The sequence below is a fragment of the Brevibacterium sp. 50QC2O2 genome (genome assembly GCF_024580675.1).
Taxonomy (GTDB): Bacteria; Actinomycetota; Actinomycetes; order Actinomycetales; family Brevibacteriaceae; genus Brevibacterium; species Brevibacterium moorei.
Genome location: NZ_JANIJZ010000003.1, coordinates 232,992 through 257,660, shown reverse-complemented (window position 1 = coordinate 257,660; position 24,669 = coordinate 232,992). Strand labels below are relative to the sequence as shown.

At 67.6% G+C, this 24,669-nt stretch carries 20 protein-coding genes and 1 riboswitch; of the genes, 2 read left to right on the top strand and 18 right to left on the bottom strand.

What is annotated here, in order from left to right:
• Positions 1–12: 12 nt before the first annotated feature.
• The 5 genes from NQ038_RS04265 to thiE all read right to left on the bottom strand — a co-directional run bounded on the left by NQ038_RS04265 (position 13) and on the right by thiE (position 5,367).
• Entirely contained in the window at positions 13–1,389 is a 1,377-nt protein-coding gene (locus tag NQ038_RS04265) for an MFS transporter (protein WP_257061895.1), read from the bottom strand.
• A gap of 205 nt (positions 1,390–1,594) precedes the next feature.
• Positions 1,595–2,770, bottom strand: coding sequence for an alcohol dehydrogenase catalytic domain-containing protein (locus NQ038_RS04260; protein ID WP_257046962.1), 1,176 nt, complete (start codon positions 2,768–2,770; stop codon positions 1,595–1,597).
• A 144-nt stretch (positions 2,771–2,914) separates the two neighbouring features.
• The gene (locus tag NQ038_RS04255; RefSeq protein WP_257061893.1) at positions 2,915–3,685 is read right to left on the bottom strand and encodes a TenA family protein; all 771 of its coding nucleotides are present in this window, start codon (positions 3,683–3,685) and stop codon (positions 2,915–2,917) included.
• A 48-nt stretch (positions 3,686–3,733) separates the two neighbouring features.
• A complete protein-coding gene (gene thiD, locus NQ038_RS04250; RefSeq protein ID WP_257061891.1) occupies positions 3,734–4,639 on the bottom strand; it encodes a bifunctional hydroxymethylpyrimidine kinase/phosphomethylpyrimidine kinase in 906 nt (301 codons plus the stop codon).
• A complete protein-coding gene (gene thiE, locus NQ038_RS04245) occupies positions 4,636–5,367 on the bottom strand; it encodes a thiamine phosphate synthase (RefSeq protein ID WP_257046959.1) in 732 nt (243 codons plus the stop codon). Before thiE ends, thiD begins: the two co-directional genes overlap by 4 nt.
• A riboswitch (TPP riboswitch) is annotated at positions 5,355–5,486 on the bottom strand. (Overlaps the previous gene by 13 nt.)
• Positions 5,487–5,553: 67 nt before the next feature.
• Between thiE and NQ038_RS04240 the strand changes: the two genes are divergently transcribed.
• On the top strand, positions 5,554–6,393 hold the full coding sequence (locus tag NQ038_RS04240) for an acyl-CoA thioesterase domain-containing protein (protein WP_257057224.1): 840 nt from the start codon (positions 5,554–5,556) through the stop codon (positions 6,391–6,393).
• 67 nt (positions 6,394–6,460) lie between these two features.
• On the opposite strand, the gene NQ038_RS04235 is transcribed toward NQ038_RS04240, so the two are convergent.
• The 13 genes from NQ038_RS04235 to rsmI all read right to left on the bottom strand — a co-directional run bounded on the left by NQ038_RS04235 (position 6,461) and on the right by rsmI (position 22,778).
• Positions 6,461–7,459 carry a VOC family protein gene (locus NQ038_RS04235; RefSeq protein WP_257061890.1) on the bottom strand — a complete coding sequence of 333 codons (999 nt, stop codon included), beginning with the start codon at positions 7,457–7,459 and terminating at the stop codon, positions 6,461–6,463.
• 145 nt (positions 7,460–7,604) lie between these two features.
• Positions 7,605–9,125: an IMP dehydrogenase gene (gene guaB, locus NQ038_RS04230; RefSeq protein WP_257061889.1), complete on the bottom strand. Its 1,521-nt coding sequence runs from the start codon at positions 9,123–9,125 to the stop codon at positions 7,605–7,607.
• Between the two features lie 177 nt (positions 9,126–9,302).
• Complete coding sequence (locus tag NQ038_RS04225; protein ID WP_257061887.1) at positions 9,303–10,043, bottom strand: hypothetical protein; 741 nt, start codon at positions 10,041–10,043, stop codon at positions 9,303–9,305.
• Entirely contained in the window at positions 10,040–11,038 is a 999-nt protein-coding gene (locus tag NQ038_RS04220) for a pseudouridine synthase (RefSeq protein ID WP_257061882.1), read from the bottom strand. Before NQ038_RS04220 ends, NQ038_RS04225 begins: the two co-directional genes overlap by 4 nt.
• A gap of 47 nt (positions 11,039–11,085) precedes the next feature.
• Positions 11,086–12,705 carry an amino acid permease gene (locus NQ038_RS04215; RefSeq protein WP_257061880.1) on the bottom strand — a complete coding sequence of 540 codons (1,620 nt, stop codon included), beginning with the start codon at positions 12,703–12,705 and terminating at the stop codon, positions 11,086–11,088.
• On the bottom strand, positions 12,705–14,105 hold the full coding sequence (locus NQ038_RS04210; RefSeq protein ID WP_257061879.1) for a glutamate decarboxylase: 1,401 nt from the start codon (positions 14,103–14,105) through the stop codon (positions 12,705–12,707). Before NQ038_RS04210 ends, NQ038_RS04215 begins: the two co-directional genes overlap by 1 nt.
• A gap of 227 nt (positions 14,106–14,332) precedes the next feature.
• A complete protein-coding gene (locus NQ038_RS04205; protein ID WP_257046952.1) occupies positions 14,333–15,217 on the bottom strand; it encodes a lytic transglycosylase domain-containing protein in 885 nt (294 codons plus the stop codon).
• A gap of 96 nt (positions 15,218–15,313) precedes the next feature.
• Positions 15,314–16,714 carry a diaminopimelate decarboxylase gene (locus tag NQ038_RS04200; RefSeq protein WP_257046948.1) on the bottom strand — a complete coding sequence of 467 codons (1,401 nt, stop codon included), beginning with the start codon at positions 16,712–16,714 and terminating at the stop codon, positions 15,314–15,316.
• 176 nt (positions 16,715–16,890) lie between these two features.
• On the bottom strand, positions 16,891–18,483 hold the full coding sequence (gene groL, locus NQ038_RS04195; RefSeq protein WP_257046947.1) for a chaperonin GroEL: 1,593 nt from the start codon (positions 18,481–18,483) through the stop codon (positions 16,891–16,893).
• A 61-nt stretch (positions 18,484–18,544) separates the two neighbouring features.
• On the bottom strand, positions 18,545–18,838 hold the full coding sequence (gene groES, locus NQ038_RS04190) for a co-chaperone GroES (RefSeq protein ID WP_257046946.1): 294 nt from the start codon (positions 18,836–18,838) through the stop codon (positions 18,545–18,547).
• Between the two features lie 296 nt (positions 18,839–19,134).
• Positions 19,135–20,184 carry a TatD family hydrolase gene (locus tag NQ038_RS04185; protein ID WP_257046945.1) on the bottom strand — a complete coding sequence of 350 codons (1,050 nt, stop codon included), beginning with the start codon at positions 20,182–20,184 and terminating at the stop codon, positions 19,135–19,137.
• 6 nt (positions 20,185–20,190) lie between these two features.
• Positions 20,191–21,813 (bottom strand): methionine--tRNA ligase, encoded by a 1,623-nt coding sequence (metG, locus tag NQ038_RS04180; protein ID WP_257046944.1) that lies wholly within the window; start codon positions 21,811–21,813, stop codon positions 20,191–20,193.
• Positions 21,814–21,899: 86 nt separating this feature from the next.
• Positions 21,900–22,778 carry a 16S rRNA (cytidine(1402)-2'-O)-methyltransferase gene (gene rsmI, locus NQ038_RS04175; RefSeq protein WP_257046943.1) on the bottom strand — a complete coding sequence of 293 codons (879 nt, stop codon included), beginning with the start codon at positions 22,776–22,778 and terminating at the stop codon, positions 21,900–21,902.
• Positions 22,779–22,828: 50 nt separating this feature from the next.
• On the opposite strand from rsmI, the gene NQ038_RS04170 reads away from it, so the two are divergent.
• Positions 22,829–24,622 carry a phospholipid carrier-dependent glycosyltransferase gene (locus NQ038_RS04170; RefSeq protein ID WP_257061878.1) on the top strand — a complete coding sequence of 598 codons (1,794 nt, stop codon included), beginning with the start codon at positions 22,829–22,831 and terminating at the stop codon, positions 24,620–24,622.
• Positions 24,623–24,669: the final 47 nt, after the last annotated feature.

Genomic DNA, 24,669 nt, shown 5'->3' with positions numbered 1-24,669 from the left:
AACCCCGTGCTTTTACTTGCCCACGCGACCGTATGCCGAATCGCCCGGGTTGTCGATCGTGGAGTGCTTGCGGTTGTCGTGCATGAACAGCACCGCGATCAGGCCGACCACCGCGACGATGACGACGTAGATCGGGAACCAGCTACCGTGCCCGGCGTTCTGGAACCACAGGCCCACGGACTCGGCCGAACCGCCGAACAGCGAATTGCCGATGCCATAGGTGAAGCCCACGCCGATACCGCGGATGTGCGCCGGGAACATCTCGGCCTTCACGATGCCCGAGATCGACGTGTACATGGCCACGAAGGCCATGGCGATGACGATCCAGATACCCGCACCGACCAGGCTCGTGGAGTTGCCGATGAAGTGCAGCACGGGGATCGGGATGATGATCATGCCGATGACGAAGATCAGCATGTTGTTCTTGCGCCCGATCTTGTCCGAGACCCAACCGGCGATCGGCTGCATGATGATGAAGATCAGCAGCACGATCGTCATGAGGTCGGCGATATGGCCCTTCGAGAAGGTCTCCGCCGAAGGAGTCTTCTGGTGCACCACCAGCAGGTACTTCTGCATATACGTGGTGAAGATGTAGAACACCAGCGAACCGATGGCGGTGATGCCCAGCACCACGAAGAAGGACCGCGGGTGGCGCAGCACCTCGAGGAAGCTGCCGGCGTGTTCGTGCTTGCGCACCTCTTCGCTGGTCGTCTCCTCCAGACCCGACCGCAGCCACAGGGACACCAGGGCCGCGACGGCGCCGATCACGAACGGCAGGCGCCACCAACCGGCGGTGATCTGCTCATCGCCCAGGGTGTGCGTCATGATGACGGCCAGCAGACTGGCCAACAGCTGCCCGCCGACCAGCGTGACGTACTGGAAGGAGGAGAAGAAGCCGCGCTTGCCCTCGGTGGCGACCTCGGACATGTAGGTGGCGGTCGCACCGTACTCACCGCCGACGGCCAGACCCTGGATCATGCGCACGATCAGCAGCAGGAAGGCCGCCCAGCCGCCGATCAGATCGGAGGTTGGCAGGCAGGCCAGCAGCAGCGAACCCGCACACATGACCAGGATGGAGATCAGCATCGAGTTCTTCCGGCCCAGCTTGTCCGAGGCCCGGCCGAAGATATAGCCGCCGATGGGTCGCATCAGGAAGCCGACGAAGAACACCAGGGCCGCCTGCAGCAGCGACAGCACCTCGTTGTCCTTGACGAAGAACTGCGTTGCGAAGTAGACGGAGAAGAAGGAGTAGATATAGAAGTCGAACCATTCGACCAGATTGCCCGAGGACGCGGCCAGAATGGCCTTGACCGTCTGCCAGGTGGTCTTCTGGTTCGGACCGGGGGCGCTGCCGCTGCCGGCAGCGTCAGGAGTCGTGCTCGTCGCCATTGTGCGAACTCATTTCCTTGAAATGCCGTCGGCGGTCCGGACCGGGGATATGGTGCGGACCGCCGACAGCGTTGTCAACTTGGGTATATTCCTTGGACAGCATACTCCTTTCACAGCGTTCTAGCAGAAATAGATCAGGGCCCCGGTCCCGTTCCGTGGTATTGGGAACGGTGCCGGGGCCCTGGAATCGGCCGGGCTCGGAAGCTCAGTCGAACAGGATGACCTGACGGATCGCCTTACCGTCGGCCAGGGTGTCCATGGCCTCGTTGATCTGGTCCAGGCGCATCGTCGAGGACACGAGTTCCTTCACCGGCAGCCGGTCCTCCCGCCACAGCTGGGCGTACTTCGGGATGTCCCTGGCGGGTACGGCCGAGCCCAGGTAGGAGCCGATCACGGTGCGCGCCTCACTGGTCAGGACCACCGGGTGGATCGAGGAGGTGGCGTCGGGCGCCGGCAGGCCCACGGTCACGGTCGTGCCGCCCACCGCCGTCGCCTCGAAGGCGGTTTCGAAGGCCGCGGGATGCCCGGCCGCCTCGACGACCACCGGTGCCTTGACTCCCTGTTCGGCTACCTGTGCCGGGGTGAAGGCCGCGGCAGCACCCAGCTCCTTGGCCCGCACCAGCTTGTCCGGGTTCGCATCCACCGCGATCACGCGCACCCCATCGAGGCCCAGCGCGGTGATGAGGGCGGCCATGCCGACACCGCCGAGGCCCACGATCATCACGTCCTGGCCCGGCTGCGGCTTGCCGGCGTTGATGACGGCGCCGCCGCCGGTGAGCACCGCACAGCCCAGGGGCGCTGCGACCTCGGGCGGGACGTCGGCGCCGACCTTGACGACCGAGGCCTGGTTGACCACCGCGTGATCGGCGAACACCGAAACGCCCAGGTGGTGGTAGAGGTCCCCCGTGACATTGCCGGCTGCGTCGATCTCATGGAGCCGGGTCAGCTGCGCGATCCCGTTGCCATCGCGGGGCACGTCCGCATCGGCAGCGGTGTCGAAGCCGGGCAGATAGCCGGCGTTGTTGCTGGCGCTGCCGGGAATGCACGGCAGCTTGCCGTCTGTCAGGCAGTTCTCGCACTTCCCACAACGCGGCAGGAAGACGGTGACCACGTGGTCGCCGACGGCCAGGTCGCTCACACCGGGGCCCACCTGTTCGACGATGCCGGCGCCCTCATGGCCCAGCAGCATCGGCAGCGGGCGGGGGCGGTTGCCGTTGACCACGGACAGATCGGAGTGGCACAGGCCGGCCGCCGTCATCTTCAGCAGGACCTCGCCGGGGCCGGGGGCGTCGAGTTCGACTTCGACGACGTCCAGGGGCTTCGATTCGGCGTAGGGCCGGGGAGCCTCCATGGTGCGCAGCACTGCTCCGCGAATCTTCATCGATCTGCCTTTCTTCGGGGTTTCGTTCGTCCCCACATTACCGCGCACGCATATCTCCACGGCACGCACCCGGGGCCGCTCCGGCACACGTCCCGACGCGCTCTCTCGGGTCCGGGCACTGCGGGGTCCCGGCCCCGCCGGCCCTCATCCCCGCGGGGTGCGGTGATTCGGCTCCTGCCAGTCCTGGCCCACATGGGCCGCCGCCCAGAAGTGCAGTTCGTACAGGCACGCCTGGCGGAACGTCTGGACCATGCGCGTGAGCTCGGCCTTCGGCGCGGCCTCCAGCAGGCCCTCGAGGATGCCCACGGCCCCCACCACCGATGCGTCGAAGTCGGGGCTGTCGTAGGCCTCGATCCAGGTCGCGAAGGGATGCCCCGCCAGATCGCGGGACCCCGCCCGCACCCGCTGAACCAGGACCTTGCCGATGTGCGCGTACACCCAGAAGCACGGCAGGATCGCGGCGACTCCCACCGCATAGGGTGCGCTCGCCGCCTGGCTGAGCAGATAGGAGGTGTAGCCCAGTGTCGTGGGGTTGGCCCCGCCGGCGGGCCAGGCCGCCCCGATCACACCGGCCGCGGTCGAAAGCCGGTCGGCGATCGTTGAGAACCCGGGGTCCGCCAGCAATTCGGCGTGCATCGACTGTTCATCGGCGATCGCCTCGCCTGCGGCCAAGACCCAGAAGCGGGTCTGGTCGTTGCTGGGTGCGGCCGCCCCCAGCAGGCTCATGGCCCGGGCATAGCCGTCCAGGTACAGCTCGTCCTGCAACAGGTAGTTCACGAAGGCCTCGTGGCCGAGTGTGCCGTCGGCCAGTTGGCCCAGGAAGTCGAGTTCCTCGATCCGGGTGATGACGTCGTGTACGGAATTCCACAGCTCGCGCGTGCGCGGGCCCTGGCTGAACAGGTGGTAGTCGACCATGGTGTATCCTTCCTCGGGTTTCGGGTGCTCAGGTCGGGTTTCGGGTGCTCAGGCTCGTGCGCGCACGGGGCGCAGATCGACCAGGTGGTCGACCGGCCCGTGGGCGCCGGCCGGGTCCAGCGACAGGTTCCAGCCCGCCGCCGCGGCCAGGGCCCGGCCCAGGTACTCCAGGCCCTCGAAGACCGCGGGCTCCAGCTGTGCCCCGCGAGCCAGTTCCGCGGTGATGGCGGCGGACAAGGTGCAGCCGGTGCCGTGGGTATTGGCCGAGGCGACCCGTGGGTGCGTGTACACGTGCACCGAAGTCGCCCCGTGGCCATCCGCGACGGCGAGCACGTCGAAGACTGTGCCGCCGGTGCCGTGGCCGCCCTTGACCAGGGCCGCCCCGGCCCCGCGCGCCACGAGTTCGCGGGCCTGGGCCGTCATCTGGGACTCGTCGCGGGCCTCGGCGACGTCATCGCCGAGCAGCAGGGCCGCTTCCGGCAGGTTCGGGGTGATGACCGAGGCGACCGGCAGCAGGCGCGCGCGCACCGCGCCGATCGCGTCGGCGTCGAGCAGCCGGTGTCCCGAGGTCGAGACCATGACGGGGTCGACGACCAGGTGGGGCACGGGGGTCTCTGCGAGTTTGTCCACGGTCAGGTCGACCAGCTCTCGGGTGCCCAACATCCCGGTCTTCGCCGCGTCCACGGGCATGTCCCCGAGCACCGAGTCGAACTGGTCGGCAACGAAGTCCGCATCGATCCCGTAGACGCGGGACACACCATGGGTGTTCTGGGCGACCAGGGCGGTGATGACGGAGGTGCCGTAGGCTCCACGGGCGGCGAAGCTCTTGAGGTCGGCGTGGATGCCGGCGCCCCCCGACGGATCGGTGCCGGCGATCGTCAGGGCGATCGGGGGCCTGTTCACTGTATTCAACGGCGTGGGGTTCGGCACGGTGTTCGTCGGCGCAGTGCTCATCGGTTCTCCCCCTGCGCGCCGAGGTAGGCCGCGCGGATCGACCGCGCTGCGGCCTCGGGATCGGCTGCAGTGCAGATATCGGAGACCACGCACACGCCCAGGGCGCCGGCGCCGGCGAGTTCGTGGACGTTGTGGCCCTTGATCCCGCCGATCGCCACGGCGGGGATCCCGAGTTCCAGTGCCTCCCGGTTCAGTTCGGTCCAGTGCTCGACGCCCAGTGCTGGGCGCTGCACGTCCTTCGTCCGGGTGGCCCAGACGGGGCCGACTCCGAACAGGTCCACTCCCCCGGCCTTGGCGGCGACGGCGAACTGTTCGGCGGTGTGGGCGGACAGGCCCAGCAGGGGTTCGGCGCCCAGGCGGGCGCGGACCTGGGCCGGCGGCATGTCCGTCTGGCCCACGTGGATGTGGGCGGGCAGGCCGCGCCGACGCAGTTCGGCGACGACTTCGACGCGGTCGTCGAGGAACACGGGGACGTTCTCGGCCGCCGTCCCGGCCGGTGCGGGGATGCCGCGCAGGGCGGCGAACACGTCCAGGGTCAGGGCCAGGACCTCGGCGTCGGAGGCGTGTTTCTCGCGCACCTGCACGACCGAGGCGCCGCCGGTGACAGCGGCTGCGACGGTGTCGGCCACGCCGCGCCCGGCGGCGGTGCACATCGCGGTGTCGGTCACCAAATACAGGCTGAAATCGTAGGGGATCAGGCGGGGGTTGAGCACAGCGGGGTCAATCATGACCATCCCTTCGCAGGAGTTATCCAGACAGGTTCGACGGGTGTGTTCTCAGCCCTGGCCGGCCGGCGGCGGCACGAACCCGCGCCGGTGCGACTACCTGGGCACCCCGTGTCATCGGCTCCACACTAACATCCACGGCAGTCTAGAGTTGGGGTATCCCCGCATAGCCCGAACCTTGGAGGAACCGTGACCGAAGCACCCGGCAGCCTGCTCAATCTTCTGCAGTTGGAGAAGATCGACCTCAACATCTACCGCGCCGGCTTCGTCTTCGACGAACCCTTCGCGCTCTACGGCGGCCAGGTCGCCACCCAATCCCTGCTGGCCGCGGCCCTGACCGTGGACTCCGGGCGCCTGCCGCACTCTCTGCACGGATACTTCCTGCGGCCCGGCGACGCCTCGAAGCCCACGGTCTTCCAGGTCTTCCGCGACCGCGACGGTGGTTCCTATTCGGCCCGGCGCGTGGTGGCACTGCAGAACGGACGGGTCATCTTCAATATGTCGGCGTCCTTCGCACTGCCGGGGAAGTCCCCCGATGTGCAGGGCGATACGGCGCTGAACGACCACGAGTTGCCGATGAACGAGTTCTACCCGATCCCCCGGCTGTTCAGCTTCGAGGGCCGGAGGACCGAACCGGGTTTCCCCGAACCCGACTATCCGCAGCGCTTCTGGGCCCGCTGCACGGCCGATCTCAGCCGCACCGGGGTGGGGGCTGCGACGATCAGCCGCGACCTCATGAACATCCTGGCGGTGACCTATCTTTCCGACATCTCGTCGGGCATCGGCACGTACAACACCGAAGAGTTCCAATCGCAGTCGAGCCTGGACCACACTCTGTGGTTCCACCGCCCGATGGACGCCGAGGAGTGGATGCTGATGGACCTGCGGCCCCGCTCCGTGGCCTACGGGCGCGGGCTCTACCACGGGGACATCACCGACTCCTCCGGCGTCCTGCTGGCCTCGATCAGCCAGCAGGTCCTGTTCCGCAAGCGCCGTGCCGGCGGTGGCGCCGCGCCTCGGCCGGCCTGAACCTCGGCCGTTCCCAGCGGCCGGATCACGGTCGGTCCCGGGGAATCCGGCCGGGGTCGAGCCGAACTCAGTATTCGGCGATGATGATCTTCTTCTGGCCCATCATCGTCTGATAGGCCCCCGGCCTGGTGCTCAGCTCCGGCCAGGTGCGCGGGACGATCTGCCAGCTCAGGCCGAAGCGATCCTTGCACCAGCCGCAGGCCTCGGCCTCCGGGACATGCGACAGTGCCTCCCACAGTGCGTCGATCTGCGCCTGGTCCTGCGCGTAGACGATGAGCGAGACACCCTCCGTGAAGGTGAAGTCCTGGCCTGCCCCTGGGTCCATCGCCGTGCACCACTGCCCGGCGAGCCGGAAGTCCGCGTGGATCACGGATTCGGCGGTAACCGGCGATTCGACCCCCGGGCCCAGGTCCGGGACCCCGCCGAACTCGCCATAGGTGTACAGGTGTCCCAGTCCGCTGGGGAGGTCGGGGCCGAAGATCCGGGTGAAGGTCTGCAGATAGTAGTCGACGGCCTCGGCCGCCCGGTTCTGCTGGGGACCGCCGAAGCTCAGCGAGGGCAGCAGGAACGGTCGGGGCTGCCCGTCCGGGTTCGTCACCATCAGCTGCCAGCTCACCCCGAAGCGGTCCTCAACCCAGGCGTAGTGCGGGCTGAACGGATAGGCGTCCAGCGGCATCAGTTCGCGGCCACCCTCCATCAGCACCGCGCGGACCCGGTCCAGATAGGCACGGGCATCGGTGTGCCGGGCCGGATCGAAGTTGACGGTCAGGTTGAGCGACGGAGTGGGCCGGAAGGTGTCATCGGCGTTGATGAAGGTGAAGTCCAGGTCCTCGATCCGCAGGTCGAGCGCCAGGAGTTCGCCGGCCAAATCGCGTTGGAAGTCAGGGAGCTCTGCGGGATCGGCCGGGTAGTTCTCGGCGCGTTCGACGGTGACGGAGCGAAACGCCCTGGTGTAGTGCTCAACGGCATCCTGTGCGCACCTGTCGAACCACAGGGAGACGGCCAGCGGGGTCCGTTCGGTTTCGTCGGTGGGCGGTCTGGGGTCTGGAACGGGGTTCGGTGTCATGCCACAAGTGTGCGACCGCCGGAGCGATATGTCGCCCCTTTGCCCGCCCATCTGCGAAAACGCCGCGTGGCCGGAACCCGCCGGACCCCTGGATGGGTCCATGGCGGGTCCCGGCCACGCGGCACCGCGACTCAGACGATGGGACTCAGTGCGAGTGGTAGTTCGGCGCCTCGACCGTCATCTGGATGTCGTGCGGGTGGCTTTCCTTCAGACCCGCCGTGGTCAGGCGGACGAAACGGCCGTTTGCCCGCAGCTCCGGGATCGTGCGCGCGCCCACGTAGAACATGGTCTGGCGCAGGCCGCCGGTCAGCTGGTAGGCGACGTTCTTGAGCTGCCCGCGGTAGGCCACGCGGCCCTCGATGCCCTCCGGGATGAGTTCCGTATCGGTGGCGACATCGGCCTGGAAGTAGCGGTCCTTAGAGTACGACTTGCCCTTGCGCGGGGCCATAGCACCCAGCGACCCCATGCCGCGGTAGGACTTGTACTGCTTGCCGTTGACCAGGATGAGTTCGCCGGGGGCCTCACGAGTGCCGGCGAACAGGGACCCCAGCATGACCGATTCTGCACCGGCGACCAGGGCCTTGCCGATATCGCCGGAGTACTGCAGGCCGCCATCGGCGATGACCGGAACGCCGGCCGCCTTGGCCGCCTGATAGGCCAGGTGGACCGCCGTGACCTGGGGAACGCCGACGCCGGCGACGATCCGGGTCGTGCAGATGGAGCCCGGGCCCACGCCCACCTTGATGGCGTCCGCACCCGCGTCGATGAGCGCCTGCGCACCCTCACGCGTGGCGACGTTGCCGCCGATGATCTGCACCCCGGCAAAGGCCTTGTCCGACTTGAGGCGCTTGATCATGTCGGTCACGCCGCGGGCGTGGCCGTTGGCGGTGTCCACGACCAGCACGTCCACACCGGCGTCGGCCAGCAGGCCGGCGCGCTCATAGGAGTCACCGTAGAAGCCGATCGCGGCGCCCACCAGCAGCCGGCCCTCGCCGTCGCGGCAGGCATCGGGGTATTCCTCGGTCTTGACGAAGTCCTTGACCGTGATGAGGCCCTGGAGCACATTGTGCTCATCGACCAGCGGCAGCTTCTCGATCTTGTGTTCGGCCAGCAGGGCGTAGGCGTCATTGGGCGCAACGCCGACCTGAGCAGTGATCAGCGGCGACTTGGTCATGATCTGGGCGACCGTGGTTGTCTCGTACTTCGAATGCGATACGAAGCGCAGATCGCGGTTGGTCACGATGCCCACCAGGACGCCGGACTCGTCGACCACGGGCAGGCCGGAGATGCGGTACTGCGCGCAGACCTCGTCCAGTTCGGCCAGTGTCTTATCCGCCGTGATCGTCACCGGATCGGAGATCATCCCCGATTCACTGCGCTTGACGTAGTCGACCTGGGCCGCCTGGTCCTCCTTGCTCAGATTGCGGTGGATGATGCCGATGCCGCCGATGCGGGCCATGGCGATCGCCATGCGCGATTCCGTCACGGTGTCCATCGCCGCCGACACCAGGGGAATGTTGATGTCGATCTCGCGGGTCAGACGCGTCCGGGTCGAGGCCTCGGACGGGATGACGTCCGTGTCCCCGGGCAGCAGCAGGACGTCGTCGTACGTCAGACCTGTCAGTGCGAATGGATCGTTGTCTACTACGGAATTGCCGCTGCCCATGGGTGCCCTCTCAAAGATTGGTAGGTCGTTCGTCGTCTGTCCCTACCCTCCGGGCCGGGCCACCGGCTGGTTCGCCGGCTCCGGGCCAGAAGATGTGCAGTTCAAACTTTGATTTCGTCAATCATATTCCCCGCCCGGTGGCGCCGGGCAGCCGAATCCAGCCGAACGTGTCGAGTCTCACGGCAGAGCCCGGCGGCCAGACGTCCCTGGCACAGTGTCCGGCGCCCTGCGGCGGATGATCTGTGCGATTCCCAGTACCAGACACATGACCAGGGCCGAGGCCAGGCCGATCGCCGCTTGGGTCCCGGCCGCACGCATGTACTCGGCCGTCCGGACCACGGTGCCCAGCCGATAGCCGAGGACGGAGACCAGCACAGCCACGACAATCGAGCCGATCCCCAGCCAGCCGGGCCAGCGTAGCGGGGTGAACACCACGATCAGATAACACCCCAGCGTGCCCCAGGCTGTGACTGCCAGGGTCAGGCCCGCCAGATACACGGTGAACGGCCAGGCGCCCCATTGGTCCATCAGCTTGGGACTCAGTGGCTGACCGTAGGGCGTCAGATGCAGCCAGATGAAGGAGGCTCCCACTCCCAGGGCCGCCATGAGCACAGTGCTCACCAGCGTCAGCGGGACGAAGCCTCGGAAGCGGAAACCCTCGTCGGGCCGCGCGGGCGACATCAGGAGGTAGGAGCCGACCACCCCGATCACGCAGGTGAAGATGATGACGAGTGCGCCGATATCGTCTGGCTCGACCAGGTCATCGGAGGTCTCACTGGTGCGGACCATCCCGTGCGAGGCCAGGGCGATGTACACGGCGTAGCCGATCTGCGCCAGCACCGGCACTAGGAGGGTCCTGGCCAAATCGGATGCCCAGCCACCGTGTGGGTCCTGGCCCTTCCTCCTCTTGTCTCTCATAACGACAGTGTGCCACCGGCGTCGTGGACCCCGTCTTGATCCCACAGCCTCGATTCGAACTCCCGCTCCCGGCCGGTCAGCGGATCGGTGAAGGCAAGGCGGTGGGCCAGCAGCTGCAGGGGGCTGGAGAAGTCATAGGGGTCCGGCGCCAGATCCCGTGGGTAGACGGGGTCGCCCAGGATCGGCAGGCCCAGGGCGTTCATGTGCACGCGCAGCTGGTGGGTCCGGCCCGTATGCGGATGCAGTCGGAACAGGCCGGTGCGGGCCTCCCCCTGGGCCGAGGCGACCGCCCGGACGAACTCCAGCGTCGTATGCGCGTTCGCGGGCCCTGGCACCTCGAGCATCTGCCTGGTGCCCGGCTCCTTGTCCAGCCGGCTGTGGCGCTCCAGTGGGAATCCCCCGGCGAAGGTCTCCGGGTCGAAACCGCGGGGCAGGCGGGCCAGGGCCAGGTACTGCTTGTGCACACGGCGGGCCTGGAACAGGCTCTGGTAGGCGCCCCGGGTCTGCGGGCGGCGGGAGAGGACGAGCAGGCCCGCGGTCACCCGGTCCAGCCGGTGGATGGCCACCAAGTCCGGCTCATCGCGTTCGACGCGCGCCCGGGTGACCACGCATTCGCGCACGAAACGGCCATTGGGCGTCGAGGCCAGGAAATGGGGTTTGTCGACGACCAGCAGGTCCGCGTCCTCGTAGACGGTGGTCACTTCGAAGGGAATCCGGGCTTCGGGCGGGACGGGCCGGTGGAAGAAGTAGAAGCCGCCGGGGTGCGGCGGGTCCCCGGCTTCGACCGGGGCGCCGGACTCGTCGCGCATATCGCCGGCAGCTGGGTCGAGCAGTGCTGTTAGTTCGGAGGGTGCGGCGGCGGGGAAGAGCCCGGCCAGCCACTGGCCCACGGTCGCGGGCACCGGCAGATGTGCGCCGGCGTGTGTCTGCAGACCGCCGGGGGCGCGCAGCCGGTTGGCGCTGATGCCCTCGCGCGGGGGCAGGGGTGATTTCACGAGGCGCCAGCCTATCAGCCGCGGCCGGCCGGGTGATCAGCCGCGGCTCAGCCGGCGTCGTCCGGCGGATTGACCAGGATCGACTTCTCGGCCTCGGCGATCTCCTCGGGGGTCCGCTTGTCCCAGCCGGGTTTGCGGAAGTGGTAGAAGAGCAGCGGGGGTGCCGCGAGCACCACCACGACGATTCCCACCACAACCGGGTATATGCCCGCCGGCATCGCGGTGAATCCCGATGGCGCGATGAAGCTGAGCACGAAGGCCGCGAGGCAGGCGACGAATCCGACGCCGGCGATGACGTCCATCCCGCGCACACGGTACGTCCGCTCCACATCCGGCCGGGTTCGGCGCAGTCTGATCGCCGCTGCGAACATGAGCATGTACATGATCAGGTAGAGGGCGGCGGCCATGTCCACGAGCGCGATGAACGCCGTATTCACATTGGGAATGACGATGAACAGCGCCGCGAGGATCGTGACGATGATGCCCTGCACGGTCAGGATCCCGGACTGGACCCCGGCCTTGTTCCGCTTCTGCAGCGCCGGCGGCAGCAGTCCGTTGCGGGCCGCCGCCAACAAGCCGCGCGAGGGGCCCGCGATCCAGGTGACGACCGAGGCGAAGGCGCCCAGGGCGATCAGCGCCGATATCACCGGAGTGCCCCAGCCCATGTGCCAGGCGTCGAAGAAAGTCTGGAACGCCAGGTTGATGCCATTGGTCAGCCCCAGTTGGGCCTTGGGCACGGCCACGGCGATCGCCAGCACCGGCAGGATGAACACCGCCAGGATCAACACCGAGGCGATGAGGATCGAGCGCGGGTAACCCTTGCCGGGATTGCGCAGATCGTTCGCGTGCACCGCGTTGACCTCCATGCCCGCATAGGCGAGCACATTGGACACGATCAACACGATCGCGGACAGTCCCGTATGCGGCGGGATCAGCGCCGTGGGTTCCAGCGAGGTCTGCGAGGACTGTCCCGACCCCAGCCAGATCACACCGAAGACGATCAGCAGGATGCCGGGCAGAAGCGTGCCGAACAGGCCGCTCCACGTGCCCACATTGGCGAACAGCTTGCCGCCGCGCAGGGTGATCAGGGTCGAACCCCAGTAGAGGACGAGGATCACGATCGCGGTGAACAGGCCCGAATCCGCCAGGCCGGTGTGTCCGACAACGAAGGACAGGCTGGCGGCGATGAAGGCGATCTGGGTGGGATACCAGACGACGTTCTGGATCCACTGCAGCCAGATTGCCTCGAAGCCCCAGCGATCGCCGAAGGCCTCGCGGATCCAGACGAACACGCCTCCCTTCCATCCGGTGGCCAGTTCCGCGGCGACCAGCGCCGTGGGCACCAGGAACAGGATGGCGGGGATGACGAACAACGCCACCGAGGCCAGCCCGTATCCGGCCATGGCAGGCAGGCTGCGCAGGCTGGCGACTGTCACGACCGTCATGATCGCCAGCTGGAAGACACTGAGGAACTTGGTCGCACTGGTGGCCGGGGCGCCGACTGCGGGCCCGGCGTGCGAGGCCGGGAACGGGTGTGGGCGGACGTGTTCGGGCGACGGGGCGACCGTTCCGTCGGCCCGGCGAGGCGCGGCCGAAGGCTGGGAACCGGCGGGCTTCGGGCCGGTGGGCTTCGGGCCGGTGGGCTGGGGATTCTGAGACGCGGACATCAGTGGTGGAATCCCGCGCTCCGGGTGCGCGCATGACTGCCGCCGAACTTGTCGAGGTATTCGGCCTCGCGCTGGATGTCCTTGACCAGGAACCCCGCAAGATCACGGCTGAGGCCGTTGCGGACCACGACCCGCTGCACCGTCAGATCGCTCAGGTCGTCCGGCATCGGATAGGCGGGGACCAGCCATCCCTTCATCCGCAGCCTTTCGGAGAGATCGTAGAGGTCCCAGTCCGCTTTGTGTTCGGGGTTCATCCGCCAGGCGAACACGGGGATGTCCTCGGCGGCGTTCCACAGGGAGAACTGTGGCATTTTGGCGACTTCACCCGCGATGTAGCGGGCGACGTCGATCGTTGCCTGTCCCACCCGCGTGTAGCCGTCGATCCCCAGCCGCAGGAACAGATAGTACTGCAGCAGCACCTGGGCGCCAGGGCGGGAGAAGTTCAGCGCGAAGGTCGGCATGTCCCCGCCCAGATAGCTGACCCGGAAGATCAAATCCTCCGGCAGGTCCTCCAGCTCGCGCCAGACGACCCAGCCCAGGCCGGGGTAGACGAGCCCGTACTTGTGACCGGAGACGTTGATCGAGGCCACCCGCTCCAGTCGGAAGTCCCATTCGAGGTCCGGCTGCAGGAACGGGGCGATCATGCCGCCGGAAGCTGCATCGACATGGATCCGGATGTCCAGCCCGCGGGCCTCTTCGATCCGGTCCAGGGCGGCGGCGATGTCCTTGACCGGTTCGTACATCCCGGTGTAGGTCACGCCCATGATCGCCACGACCCCGATCGTGTTCTCGTCGACGTAGGAGTCCAGATCGTGGCCGTCGAGAACCTTATGCTCTTCGCTGATCGGAACATACCGCGGCTCGACGTCGAAGTAGTTGCAGAACTTCTCCCAGCACACCTGGACTGCCGAGGACAGCACGATGTTCGGTGAGGTCGTGGGCTTGCCCTCCTGCTTGCGCCTGTGCTGCCAACGGCGTTTCAGCGCCAGCCCGCCGAGCATGCAGGCCTCCGACGATCCGATGGTGGATGTCCCGATCGTATTGTCGGGATCAGGTGCGTTCCACAGCGCCGCGATCATCCGCCAGCACCGGGTCTCGATATCCGCGGTCGCCGGATACTCGTCCTTGTCGATCATGTTCTTGTCGGCGGATTCCTCGTAGATCCGCCTAGCGTAGTCGTCCATCCAGGTGCCGACGAACGTGGCCAGGTTCAGCCGGGCGTTGCCATCGAGCATGGATTCGTCGTGGACGATTTGATATGCCGTCTCCGGCAGGGACTCACCCTCCGGCACCCGATTGCGGGGCAGTGAGGTGGCCTCCCCCGGGCGGGTGAACATCGGGTTGAGCTCGACGTCCGTCTGGCTGGCGAGGCGGTCGTTGATATTGGGCGACTGTGCCATGGTGCTCCCTTTCCGTGCTCGCACCCGGACGGGGAGGAAAACCGGTGAGGGGATACTCTGTCGCGTCCTCGGATGTGGCTGCTGACTGTGATTTCGACTTCCGTTTTCACTATACAACTCCTTCCGGGAGCCCCGCAATAGTCCGCTCACCGGTCCGATTCCGGCCGCTAGCCGACCAGGGCGGCGGGCGCGCAGGGCTCCGGAGGCGCGGGCCGGGTCGGGTGGAATCAGCCGGCGGCGCGGGAGTTCGTCGCGATCGTCTGGGCGGCGCCGGACACCTGCGCGACGTACTCCGGCGAATTGTTGTAGCTCAGGATCGCCTGGCGCCAGGCCGCCCCTGCCGCCAGGTTCTTCCCACCGGCGCACAGGTACTGCGCCGCGGTGAAGGCCGCATCGTCGATGTTCTGCGGGTCCTTCTTGCCGTCGCCATTGCCGTCCACGGCCGATTTCCTCCAGGTCCCGGGGATGAACTGCATGGGGCCCACAGCCCGGTCGTAGCGGGCGTCGCCGTCGTATTCGCCACCGTCGGTGTCTGCGATGTGCGCGGTCTTCACCCCGTCGAGCTGCACGCCGACGATCTTGGGTCTGGTCACCCCGTCGGCTTCGACCTGACCGGAGTAGATGGTGCCGTGGTGGGATTCGACATAGCCGATGCCGGCCAGGGTCGACCAGTCCAGGTTGCAGCCGGCCGAGCGCTGATCGATCCAGTTCGCCGCGGTCACATAGCCCAGCAGCACCCGGTGCGGGATTCCGGTCACTCCGGCCTGGCGGCTCAGCCAGGAGGCGTTGATCGAATCCGCCCCGATCGGCACCAGGTCACTGGCCACGTCCGCAGCCGCGCCCTGCTTCGCCCGAGCGCCCGCGGCCGTGTCGGAGGAGTCCCGCGCGGTGGTACCGGAACCGTCCTCCCCCGAGCCTGCGGCGCCCGGCGCTGGGGCCTCGGCGTCCGAAGCCGCAGCACCGTTCGCCCGTCCCTCGGCGACAGCGGGCTGCGACTGGGCCGCCGTGGTGCGCTGCATGGGGAGCACGATGAGGGTGAAGACCGCGATCAGACCGCCGATGCAGGCGAAGGCGATGATGCCCACCGCGATCCTGCCCCGTGTCCAGACCACAGCCCACCCCACCCACTCGATTTCACAGGTTTACCTACCCATCCTAACCGCCCACCGCTTCCCCACCGGCCAACGGGGCGGGTGGGTGGGGGCGGGTTAGGAGAGGGTGACGTCCTCGCCGGCTTCGGCTAGGAGTTCGGCCAGGGTCTGCTGGGCGCGCACCAGGGTCCACTCGACCTCCAACTCCTCGCCCGCTCCGGCTGCCGCGGCCTCGGCTCCCTGCGCCGAGGCCTCTGCGACTCCTGCAACTCCCGCGGCTACTGGGCGGGTGCGGTAGGCGTAGACGGCCGGGCGCGGCAGCGCGTTGTAGGCGAACGGCGTGGAGAAGTAGTAAGCCCCGGTGTCGTGGACCACCGCGATGTCACCGGGGGCGAATTCCGGCACGTCGTAGTCGCGGCCGATCATGTCCCCGGTGAAGCAACAGGGGCCGGCCAGATCCTGCACGGTGTGCGGCGCCTGGCTGGGCGATCCGTCTGCCGTATAGGCGCTGATGCGCAGCGGCCAGTGCTCGGGCACGAACACGGTCCGGGTCGCGGTCTGGGCGCCGGCGTGGCCGATCGCGAAGCGGCGCGGGCCCACGTCCTTGGTGTATTCGATGAGCGTGGCGATATCGCCGGCCTTGGCCAGGACGGACCTGCCGAACTCGGTGACGATCTGGAAGTCGCCGTTGAACAGTTCTGGGACCTCGCGCTTGAGCACGTCGGCGTAGTCGTGGAAGGTCGGCAGCACGTCCTCGGAGGTGAAGTTCACGCTCAGGCCACCACCCACGTCGAGGCGTTCGATCTGATCCCGGCCGGCGCGGGTGTTGATCTCGTTCGCCAGGCCCACCACGGTCTTGATTCCGGCGGCTGCCAGTTCCAGCGGGATGCCCTGGGAGCCGGTGTGCACGTGCAGCTGTCGGATCCACGGGCGCGCCACGATCGCCGCGACCAGCCGCTCGCGCGAGTCCTCGTCGTACAGGGCGATGCCGAACTTCGTGGTGGTCGTCGCCGTGGACATCTGGCCGATCGACCCGGCCCCCACCACGGGGTTGACGCGCACGCCGATGTGGCTGGTCGTCGGCCCCACCCCGGATTCGGCCAGTTCATCGCGCAGAGCCGCGACCCGGCCCATTTCCTGGTACGAGTCGATGTTGAGCGAGGCGCCCAATTCCAGGGCCTCGCGCAGTTCCGCCCGGGTCTTCGCCGGGGAGTCCACCACGATCTTCTCCGGGGCGAAACCGGCGGCCTTGGCCATGGCGAATTCGCCGGGGCTCGCGACCTCGCAGCCCATCCCCCGCTCGGCCAGGAAGCGCAGCACGGGGATGATGGTCACGGCCTTGCACGCCACGGTGTGCAGAGCGGAGTCAACGCCTGCGAACGCATTGTTCAGATCGGCGATCCTGGCCTCGATCACATCCAGATTGAGAATGCCGGCCAGCTGCTGGTCCTGGCCGAGCATCGAGTTGTCCGCCAACGATTTGATCGCCGCATTGCGTGCGTGAAGTGCCGTGGCCATATCAGGTGATTCCCCCGGAGGTGTGCGAGCGTATATGAAGGTCTGTTCACCAGACCTTTCGTGACGCTCACATGATATACGCCGAGGCCGTGCCCGGGTGACGGATTCCGTCACCCGGGCACGGCCTCGGCGGGAGTCCGACCGCGAACGGCCGAACGGGGTTCAGAGGCTACGACTCACTTGTCGTCCTCTTCCTCCTTTTTCTCCACGACCAGCGTCTCGGTCGTCAGCACCAGGGCCGCGATCGAGGACGCGTTGCGCAGAGCCGAACGCGTCACCTTCACCGGGTCGATGATGCCCTGGGCGATCAGATCGCCGTAGGTGTCGGTAGCGGCGTTGTAGCCCTGTCCCAGGTCGAGTTCGGCGACTTTGGACACGACGACCGAACCGTCCTGTCCGGCGTTGGCAGCGATCTGGCGCAGCGGCTGGACCACGGCGCGGCGGACGATGTCGACACCGGTCGCAGCGTCGCCGGTCAGGCCCAGTTCGTCACCGGCCAGAACCTGTGCGGCCTGCACCAGAGCGGAACCGCCGCCTGCCACGATGCCCTCTTCGATCGCAGCGCGGGTGGCGGACACTGCGTCCTCCACACGGTGCTTGCGTTCCTTGAGCTCGACCTCGGTCGCGGCGCCGACCTTGATGACGGCGACACCGCCGGAGAGCTTGGCCAGGCGCTCCTGGAGCTTCTCCTTGTCCCATTCGGAGTCGGTGTTCTCGACCTCGGCGCGGATCTGCGCCACCCGGCCGGCCACTGCGGACTCGTCACCGGCGCCGTCGACGACGGTGGTGTTGTCCTTCGTGATCGTCACGGTGCGGGCGGTGCCCAGCTGGTCAACCGTCACCTGATCGAGCTTCATGCCCATATCCGCGGTGATGACCTCGCCACCGGTCAGGACGGCTAGGTCCTCCAGGATCGCCTTGCGGCGGTCGCCGAAGCCCGGTGCCTTGACGGCTGCGACATTGAGGATGCCGCGGATCTTGTTGACCACCAGGGTCGACAGGGCCTCGCCCTCGACGTCCTCGGCGATGATCAGCAGCGGCTTGCCGGCCTGCTGGACCTTCTCCAGGACGGGCAGCAGCTCCTGGATGTTGGAGATCTTGCCCTGGTTGATCAGGATCAGCGGATCGCTTAGGACTGCTTCCTGGCGGTCGGCGTCGGTCACGAAGTACGGCGACAGGTAGCCCTTGTCGAACTGCATGCCCTCGGTGACTTCGAGTTCGGTCGTCGAGGCCTGGGACTCGTCGATCGTGATGACGCCGTCCTTGCCGACGACGTCGAAGGCCTTGGCGATGAGTTCGCCGATTTCGGCCGACTGGGCGGACAGAGCCGCCACGTGGGCGATCTCCTGCGAGCCGTTGACGTCGCGGGCGTTCTCGCGCAGGCGGGCCTCGACCGCGTCCACGGCCTTCTCGATCCCGGCCTTGAGCTGGCCGGGTGCGCCGCCTGCGGTGACGTTGCGCAGGCCCTCGTGGACCAGTGCCTGGGCCAGCACGGTGGCCGTCGTGGTGCCGTCGCCTGCGACATCATTGGTCTTGGTGGCGACTTCCTTGGCCAGCTGCGCGCCCAGGTTCTCGTACGGGTCGTCCAGTTCGACCTCGCGGGCGATGGTCACACCGTCGTTGGTGATCGTGGGTGCGCCCCACGCCTTGTCCAGGACGACGTTGCGGCCCTTGGGGCCCAGCGTGACCTTGACGGTGTTCGCCAGGACATCGACGCCCCGTTCCAGTGCGGCACGGGCTGCGTCGTCAAACTGCAGAGTCTTCGGCATTGCCTAACTTCCTCTTCTGCTTGTCGTTTACGTCGTTAAACGTAGGTCAGTGGAAGCGGGCTCAGCCGATGACCGCGAGCACGTCGCGGGCCGAGAGCACCAGGTACTCCTCGCCACCGAACTTGACCTCGGTGCCGCCGTACTTCGAGTAGATGACCTTGTCGCCCTCGGCGACGTCCAGGGCGATGCGGTTGCCATTGTCGGCGACGCGGCCGGGGCCCACTGCCACGACCTCGCCCTCCTGGGGCTTTTCCTTGGCGGTGTCGGGGATGACCAGACCGGAGGCTGTGGTCTGCTCGGCCTCGAGCTGGCGGATGACGATCCGATCCTCGAGCGGCTTGATGTTAACCGACATGTTCGGACACTCCTTCATGTTCATAAGGTGGTGGGCCGCCTGGGCGGCCGTGGTTCGACGCGGGACCCGGAGTCGGACGCCGAGGCCTCCGCGCCGCGGGTCCGTTCGTCGTCGCGGGTGCCGAACGGTGCGATTGTGCGGGTGCCGACGGGTCCGATGTGCTGTGGAATCCCACTTAGCACTCACGGAGCTCGTGTGCTAACTCCGACTTTATGACTGACTTGGCACTCATGCAACTCGAGTGCCAGATCTCGACACGATTCGTCTTGCGCCCACAGCTGACGGGCAGCCGACTCTCAGGCCAGGGCCCAGCCGCCCAGGGCGCGTTCGGCGTTGGCGGTCACCAGGTTCGCCACCTCGGCCTCCTTGGCCACGTTCTCCGGGGTCGCGGTAGGACCGGGTTGACCGGGCTGTGCCGGCTTGCGCGCCGGCGGCGGGAACTCCGCGCCCAACCGGACCTCGGCCAGCTTGCGCACCGTCAAGGGGACCAGGTAGGAACCGCCCGGCTTGCCGCGGTGCGGATGCGGGGTGAGGAATGGCGCGTCAGTCTCGGTCAGCAGCAGCTCATCGGGCACGGCGGCCGCAGCCGCCCGCAAATCGTGTGCGTTCTTGAACGTGATGTTGCCAGAGAACGACATGAGGTAGCCGCGCCGCGCGCATTCCCTGGCCATCGCCTCGTCGCCGGAGAAGCAGTGGAAGATCGTCACGTCCGGGGCCCCGGCATCGGCCAGTATCCGCAGCACATCCGCATGGGAGTTCCGGTCGTGGATCTGCAGGGCCAGGCCCAGGCGCTTGGCGATCTCGATGTGGGCGCGGAAGGACTCCTCCTGGATCCGCCGGCCGGCCGCATCCTCCGTCTGGAAGAAGTCCATGCCGGTCTCCCCCACCACGCGCATCCGCGAGTGCGAGGCCAGCAGCGCCTCGATCTCCGCCAGCGAGTCGTAGAGCAGCCCGACCGCGGCCAGGCGCGGGGCCTCGTTCGGATGGATCGCCGCCCCGCCGAGCATCCAGTCCGGGCGCACCCCCGGCTCATCGCCCGCCGCGGCCCTGGCCACCAGGTCCGCAGTGAAGCGGGCCGATGACATCTCACAGCCGATCTGCACGATCCGCGTGATCCCCGCCGTCTGCGCGGCGTCGTGGAAGAAGCTCAGCGGCGGGAAGCCCGTGCCCTCCTGCCCGGGACCCTCGGCGCCGTCATCGGCCGGATCGACCTCGGGGGCCGGCTCCCCGGCCTTGATCGGCCCGCGCACCCCCAGGCCCAGATCCAGGTGGGTGTGCGTGTCGACTGCGGGAGCAGCCAGGGGGACGGGAATCGGCGGGTAGACGCCGGCGCCTCGCGATGCCACCTGAGCTCAGGCCCCCTGCTTCTGCCCGCCGGCCGAACCGGCCGCGGCGTCGTCCTTGGGCGCCTCGTAGCGCGGGAACACGCCGGCGGGCTTGGGCAGTTCGACGCCCGCGGCCAGCGGCGTGGCCAGTGCGGCGAAGCTGCGCGCATGGCCTGCCTCGTTGTCATCGCGGCCACCGGCCGAACCGACGGCCGGCACGCCCAGCAGGTCCAGGACCTTGCCCGCGGACTCCGGCATCACCGGCTGGACCAGGATGGAGACCCGGCGCACGACCTCGATCGTGGTGTAGAGGACCGTGGCCATCCGGGCCGGATCGGTCTTCTTGAGCTTCCAGGGCTCCTGCGCGCTGAAGTAGCGGTTGGCCTCCTCGAGCACCTTCCACAGGACCTCGACATAGCGGTTGAGCTCCTGGGTTGCGACGAAGCCGCGGGCGGCCTCGTGCGCGGCGGCGGCCTGGTCGAGCAGTGCCCGGTCCGCCTCGGTGAAGTCCGCTGCGGAGACATCGGGCACGACGCCGCCCAGGTTCTTATTCACCATGGACAGCGAGCGCTGGGCCAGGTTGCCGTACTCATTGGCCAGGTCCGAGTTCTTGCGCCCGATGATCGATTCGGCGGAGTAGGAGCCGTCGTTGCCGTAGGAGATCTCGCGCAGCAGGAAGAAGCGCATGGCGTCCAGGCCGAAGGAGTCGACCAGGTCATAGGGATCGACGACATTGCCGATCGACTTCGACATCTTCTCGCCCTTGTTGAACAGGAAGCCGTGGGCGTGGACGCGCTTGGGCAGTTCGATCCCGGCGCTCATCAGGAAGGCCGGCCAGTACACGGCGTGGAAGCGCACGATGTCCTTGCCGATGATGTGGACGTCGGCCGGCCAGAACTTCTTGAAGGCCTCGCCGTCGACGTTCGGGTAGCCCACGCCGGTCAGGTAGTTCGTCAGGGCGTCGACCCACACGTACATCACGTGCTTCTCATCGCCGGGCACCGGGATGCCCCAGTCGAAGGTGGTGCGCGAGATCGACAGGTCGTTCAGGCCGCCCGAGACGAAGGAGGCGACCTCGTTGCGCCGCACATCGGGGCCGACGAACTCGGGGTGTTCCGCATAGAGCGCCAGCAGTTTGTCCTGGTAGGCCGACAGGCGGAAGAAGTAGGATTCCTCCTCCGTCCAGGTCACCTCGGTGCCGGTGGCGGTGGCGTAGCGCTGACCGTCCTCGCGGACTTCGGTTTCGTCCTCGTTGTAATAGGCCTCATCGCGCACCGAGTACCAGCCGGCGTAGCTGTCGAGGTAGATGTCGCCGTTTTCCTCCATCCGCTGCCAGATCGCCTGGCAGCTGGCCACGTGGTCGGCGTCGGTGGTGCGGATGAAGCGGTTGTAGCTGGAGCCCAGGGTGTCCTGCAGGGTGCGGAAGGCCGCGGCGTTGGCGGTGGCCAGTTCCATCGCCGTCACGCCCTGCTTCTGCGCGGTCTGCTGCATCTTCAGGCCGTGTTCGTCCGTGCCCGTCATGAAGAAGACATCCTCACCGTCGAGCCGGTGGAACCGGGCGATCGTGTCGGCCGCGACGTATTCATAGGCGTGGCCGATGTGCGGGGTGCCATTGGGATAGGCGATGGCGGTGGTGATGTAGAAGCTCATGGGGAAAGTCTACTTCGCGACCGCCTGCCGGTTCGCGCGGCCGGGCGGGCGCAGCCCGCCGGTTGTCCGAGGCCCGCGCCCTGCCTTCATGCTTTGTCAGCCAAGTAGGCCTCGTAGACCTCGCGGGTCTTCAGGCCGGCGTCCTTGGCGATGCGGGCCGCCGCGTCCTTGGCGCGCAGTCCGGCCTCGACCAGCTCGGCCACGGCCGCCACGTGGTCCTCCGGCGCCGAGGTCCGCCCCACGAAGCCGGCCACGACCAGGGTGAGTTCGCCGCGCAGGCCGTCTGCGGCCTCGGCGGCCAGATCGGCGATCGTCCCGCGCAGCACTTCCTCGTAGGTCTTCGTCAGCTCCCGGCTGATCGTCATGGCCCGCTCCGGACCGAACGCCTGCGCCAGGTCGTCGAGGGTCGCTGCGATCCGGTGCGGGCTTTCGAAGAACACCATCGTGCGCCGCTCATGGGCGAGTTCGGCGAACAGCCGCGCGCGCTCCCCCGATTTGCGCGGCACGAAACCTTCGAAGGTGAAGCGGTCGCTGGGCAGGCCGGACAGGGCCAGGGCCGTGAACACGGCCGATGGCCCCGGCGCCGAGGTCACCGGCAGTCCGGCGCCCGCGACCGCCTTGACGACGTGGTAGCCGGGGTCGGAGACCGCGGGCATTCCCGCATCGGTCAGCAGCACCACGCGTTTGCCGTGCCGGATCGCCGCCACCACGTCCGCGGCCTTGGTCTGTTCATTGTGGTCGAAAACGCTGACGACGTTCTTGGTGTGGGCCAGGCCCAGGCGCTGGGCCAGGCCCAGGAAGCGGCGGGTGTCCTCGGCTGCGATCAGATCCGCGCCCTCGATCTCAGCGCGCATCCGCGGGGAGGCATCGGCCAGATTGCCGATCGGGGTGCCGACCAGGACGAGTGCGGCACGAGGTGCTGCAGAGCTGGGCGAATCCGGTTCGAAGGCTGCGGAGGAACTCATGAACCCATCCTCCCACGTCTGTGCCGCCGCGCGACCCGTAGACTGGCGGGGTGTCCGACCTGAGCGAACAGCAGACCCAGCACGCACCCGGCGCCCAGTCCGCCGCGACCGAGTCCGGCGGCCCGAGAGCCGGCGGTTCACGCGGTGGTTCCAGCGGGGTTGCGGCCAGACTCCACGCAGCGCTGCTCAGGCCGGGCGTGGCGTTCTACGCCTGGTTCATCCCCGTGGTGCTGACCGTCCTGGGCGGGGCACTGCGCCTGTACCGGCTGGGCTTCCCCCATTCGCTGGTGTTCGATGAGACCTACTACGTCAAGGACGGCTACGCCCTGTGGCAGTCGGGTTATGAACGCAATTGGACGAAGGAGGCCAATGACGCGTTCAACCAGGGCGACCCCTCCGGGCTGTTGGAGGCCGGGGAATACGTGGTCCATCCGCCATTGGGCAAATGGCTGATCGGCGCCGGCGAGCAGATCTTCGGGGTGCAGTCCTCCTTCGGGTGGCGCTTCGCCGCCGCGGTGTTCGGCGCCCTGTCGATCTTCATTTTGGCGCGCCTGGCGATCCGTCTGTTCAAGTCGGTATGGCTGGGCTCCCTGGCCGGATTGCTGCTGGCGGTCGACGGCGAGCACTTCGTGCACTCGCGCACCAGTCTGTTGGACCTGTTCGTCATGTTCTTCGTCTTGCTCGGCTTCGCCTTCCTGCTCATCGACAAGGAATGGGCGGATCTGACCCTGGCGCGCAGGCTGGGCCTGGAGCCGGCCGACCCGGGGGCCCGGCCGGGTGCCGTGAGCAGGTTCCGGGCCCTGGCCTCGGGCCTGTATCGCACGGCCTTCCTGCCCGGACCGCAGGACCTGGGCAGCGGACCCGGTCTAGGGTGGCGGCCGTGGCGGATCGCCGCCGGCCTGAGCCTGGGGTGTGCGATGGGAGTGAAGTGGTCGGGCATCTATGTGCTGGCCGTCTTCGGCATCCTCACGGTGCTGTGGGATCTGGGGCGCAGACGGCGCGCCGGCCTGCTGGGCAGGTGGCGCGGTTGGTTCTTCAAGGACGCGATTCCGGCGTTCGTGTCACTGGTGCCCGTGGCGTTGATCGTCTACGTGCTGTGCTGGTCGGGCTGGATCTTCACCTCCGGCGGTTACGGCCGCGACTGGGCGGAACAGAACTCCGGCTGGTGGTCCGGGTTGCCGGACTGGTTGGTCAGCCTGGCGCACTACCACTACACCGCCTACAAGTTCCACGTCGGGTTGGATTCCGAACACCCCTATATGTCCAATCCCTGGGGTTGGATCGTGCAATGGCGGCCCACCTCCTTCTACTACAAGTCCCCCGAACTGGGTGAAGCCGGGTGTGCGGTCGACCATTGTTCGGCGGCGATCACCTCAGTGGGCAATCCCGTCATCTGGGGCCTGGCGCCCATTGCCGTGCTGGGCATGCTCTTCGTCTGGATCGTCCGGCGTGATTGGCGCACTGGGGCGATCCTGGCGGGCCTGCTGGCGGCCTGGGGCCCGTGGTTCACCTACCAGCACAGGACGATCTTCACCTTCTACACGATCGTCATGGTCCCCTTCGTGGTCCTGGCGGTGGTCTACCTGCTGGGCGTGATCTGGGGCGATGCGGACCGTGTGAGCACAGGCCGCAGTGGCTTCGGCAGCGGTTTCAGCGGTAGCAGTCTGGGCAGTGGGGCCCGGTTCGCGATCAGCCCTCGCGCCCTGTTCTGGCGCAGGATGGCGGTGGGGCTGATCGTGGCCCTGGCGGTCCTGGCCTTCGCCTACTTCTACCCCGTGTACACCGGCGAGACCATCCCCTACGAGGACTGGCGCAACCGCATGTTCAACGCCAGCTGGATTTAGCCCGCCTTCCGCATTTTCTACTTCCAGTCCTATAGCACCCCCGGATT